Source organism: Streptomyces thermovulgaris (assembly GCF_002155915.1).
GTDB lineage: Bacteria > Actinomycetota > Actinomycetes > Streptomycetales > Streptomycetaceae > Streptomyces > Streptomyces thermovulgaris.
In genome coordinates this window covers 1-2,571 of sequence record NZ_MUME01000349.1, presented here as the reverse complement: position 1 = coordinate 2,571, position 2,571 = coordinate 1, and the positions used below count along the sequence as shown (strand labels likewise).

Here is a 2,571-nt window from a genome sequence, read left to right as displayed (position 1 = left end):
CCGCGGCCTCGGCCGCCTCCTCCTCGGAGGCCGGGGCGTCCTTGGTGCGGATCAGCTCCTCGGCGAAGGCGCTGTCCACGAGCACACCGTCGCGCGGGGCTATGGAGGTGAGCCGGGAGGCCAGATTGACGGTCGTCCCGAACACATCGCCCATACGGGTGGTCACCGTGCCGAACGCCATGCCCACGCGCAGCTCGGGCATCGTCTCGTCGTTCGCCATGGTCTCCACCAGCCGCAGGGCGATGTCCGCCGCCGTACCGGCGTCGTCGGCCACGTACAGCACCTCGTCGCCGAGCGTCTTGATGAGCCGGCCGCCGCGCGCCGCCACCAGGTCGGCCGCGGTCGTCTCGAAGGCCTCGACCAGCTCGCCGAGTTCCTCCTCCTCCATCCGGCGGGTCAGCCGGGTGAAGCCGACCAGGTCCGCGAAGCCGACGGCCAGACGCCGGTCGACCATCTCCTCGTCGTCGGCGGCCTGCACCACCCGGCCCGCCGAGGCGGAGAGCTGGCGGCGCCAGACGTAGACCAGGAACTCCTCCAGCTCGGGCAGCAGCAGCTCGACGATCGGGTACGTCACCTCGGTGCGCGTCATGCCCGGCTCGGGAGGCTCGGTCAGTCCCTCCAGGAAGGAGTCGATCTGCCACTCGGCCAGCCGGGCGGTGGTCTGCCCGGTGGACCGGGCCACCTGCACGGCCATGGCCTCGCTGAGCAGTCCCGCCTCGACCAGACCGGCGAGCCGGCGCAGGGCCAGGACGTCGGCCTCGGTCAGCGCCTTGGCCTGCCCTATGTCGGCGAAGCCCATGGCCCGCCAGAAGCGGGAGGCCAGCTCCATGGAGACGCCCGCGCTGCGGGCCGCCTGGAAGGGGGTGTAGCGCCGCTCCGCGCCCAGGATCAGCTGTTCCAGGCGCAGCGCAAGAGGGTCTTCCTCGGAGCGGGCGGACTGGGTTTCTCCCCGCTCGCGCGGAGACGAGCGTGGGGGAGGCTCCTCCCGGCCCTCCGCGTCCGCGCCGGAGCCCGTGTCGTCGACAGTCACGCCTGCTGCCCTTCCGATCTGCCGCGGTCAGGTACCGACCGGCCTCAACTCTACGGCAGCTGTGCGCCAGCTCACTCGGTCAGGTTGCACCAGGAGGTGGCACACAGGGTGGCACAAGGGGCACCGACCTGGCGTCTTGCCGCCGCAACCGCCCCCCGAAGGAGACTGTGCCCCGGTTCTCCGACCGGCCTGCACACCCTGCCCCCGAGGGGGCCGGGGCGGGCCCGTGCCGCCCCGGCCCGAGCGACCCCGCGCACGCGGAGCGGCTCTCACGCGGGCCCATGCGGGCCTCATGCGGGCATCAAGTGGACGATGTCGCCCGCCCCCACCGGTTCCTGCGCTCCCTCCTCGGTGGCGATGACCAGGCGGCCGTCCCCGTCCACCGCCACCGCCTCCCCCACCACCGACCGGTCCCCCGGCAGCTCCGCGCGCACCGGCCGTCCGAGCGTGGCGCAGCCCGCCGCGTACGTCTCCTGCAGACCGCTCGCCGCCGGATCGCCGCCCGCCGCACGCCACCGCCCGTACCAGTCCTCCAGGGAACGCAGCATCGCCCGCAGCAGCGGATCGCGGTCCGTGCTCACCGCACCGGCCAGGGCCAGCGAACCGGCCTGGGGGACCGGCAGTTCCTCCTGCCGCAGGCTGACGTTGATCCCGACGCCGACGACCACCGCGTCGTCGCCCGCCCGCTCGGCGAGGATGCCGCCAGCCTTGCGTTCCTCGCCGCCGACCGTGACCAGCAGGTCGTTGGGCCATTTCAGTGCCGTGTCGACCCCGGCGGTGCGGGACAGGCTCGTGGCGACCGCGACCCCGGTGAGCAGCGGCAGCCAGCCCCAGCGGTCCACCGGGACCTCATGGGGCCGCAGCAGAACCGAGAAGAACAGGCCGGAGCGGGGCGGAGCCGTCCACGAGCGGTTCAGCCGGCCCCGGCCGGCGGTCTGCTCCTCCGCGACCAGGACGGCGCCCTCGGCCGCCGTGCCGGCGGCGGCCCGGGCCACGAGGTCGGAGTTGGTGGAACCGGTGCGCTGCACCAGCTCCAGCTCGGACCACAGGCCGCCCGGACGGATCAGTCCGCGCCGCAGGGCCCTGACGTTCAGGGGCGGGCGGTCCAGATCGGACCAGCGGCTGCTGTGCGGGGTGCTCTCCGAGCCGTCGTCTGCTGCATGTCGAGGCGTCATGCAAGCCACACTAGATGTGGTGAACACCGCACCGCCGAACAGCGGGGCCCCCACTACTGTGCGGACAACACCCGTCCCCCCGTTTTGGGCAGGCATTGTGAGCAGGCAGGGAGCAGCGATCCCGATGTCCGAGCCGGAAGAGCGTCAAGAGATCGACATTCATACGACTGCGGGCAAGCTCGCGGATCTGCAGCGCCGTATCCGGCAGGCCACGCACGCCGGCTCGCAGCGTGCGGTGGAAAAACAGCACGCCAAGGGCAAACTGACCGCGCGGGAACGCATCGAGCTGCTGCTGGACGCCGACTCGTTCGTGGAGCTGGACGAGTTCGCCCGGCACCGCTCGGCCAACTTCGGCCTGGACCGCAC

General features: G+C 72.7%; 3 protein-coding genes. 1 reads left to right on the top strand and 2 read right to left on the bottom strand.

Annotated elements, in window-relative coordinates; genetic code table 11:
* Positions 1-1,030 (bottom strand): adenylate/guanylate cyclase domain-containing protein (locus CCN35_RS23780; RefSeq protein ID WP_245863377.1); only part of this gene is annotated, 1,030 nt, incomplete at its 3' end.
* A gap of 290 nt (positions 1,031-1,320) precedes the next feature.
* Positions 1,321-2,205: a biotin--[acetyl-CoA-carboxylase] ligase gene (locus CCN35_RS23775; RefSeq protein WP_086794286.1), complete on the bottom strand. Its 885-nt coding sequence runs from the start codon at positions 2,203-2,205 to the stop codon at positions 1,321-1,323.
* A 124-nt stretch (positions 2,206-2,329) separates the two neighbouring features.
* Here CCN35_RS23775 and CCN35_RS23770 point away from each other — a divergent pair.
* A partial coding sequence (locus CCN35_RS23770; protein WP_281254819.1) for a carboxyl transferase domain-containing protein occupies positions 2,330-2,571 on the top strand: 242 nt, incomplete at its 3' end.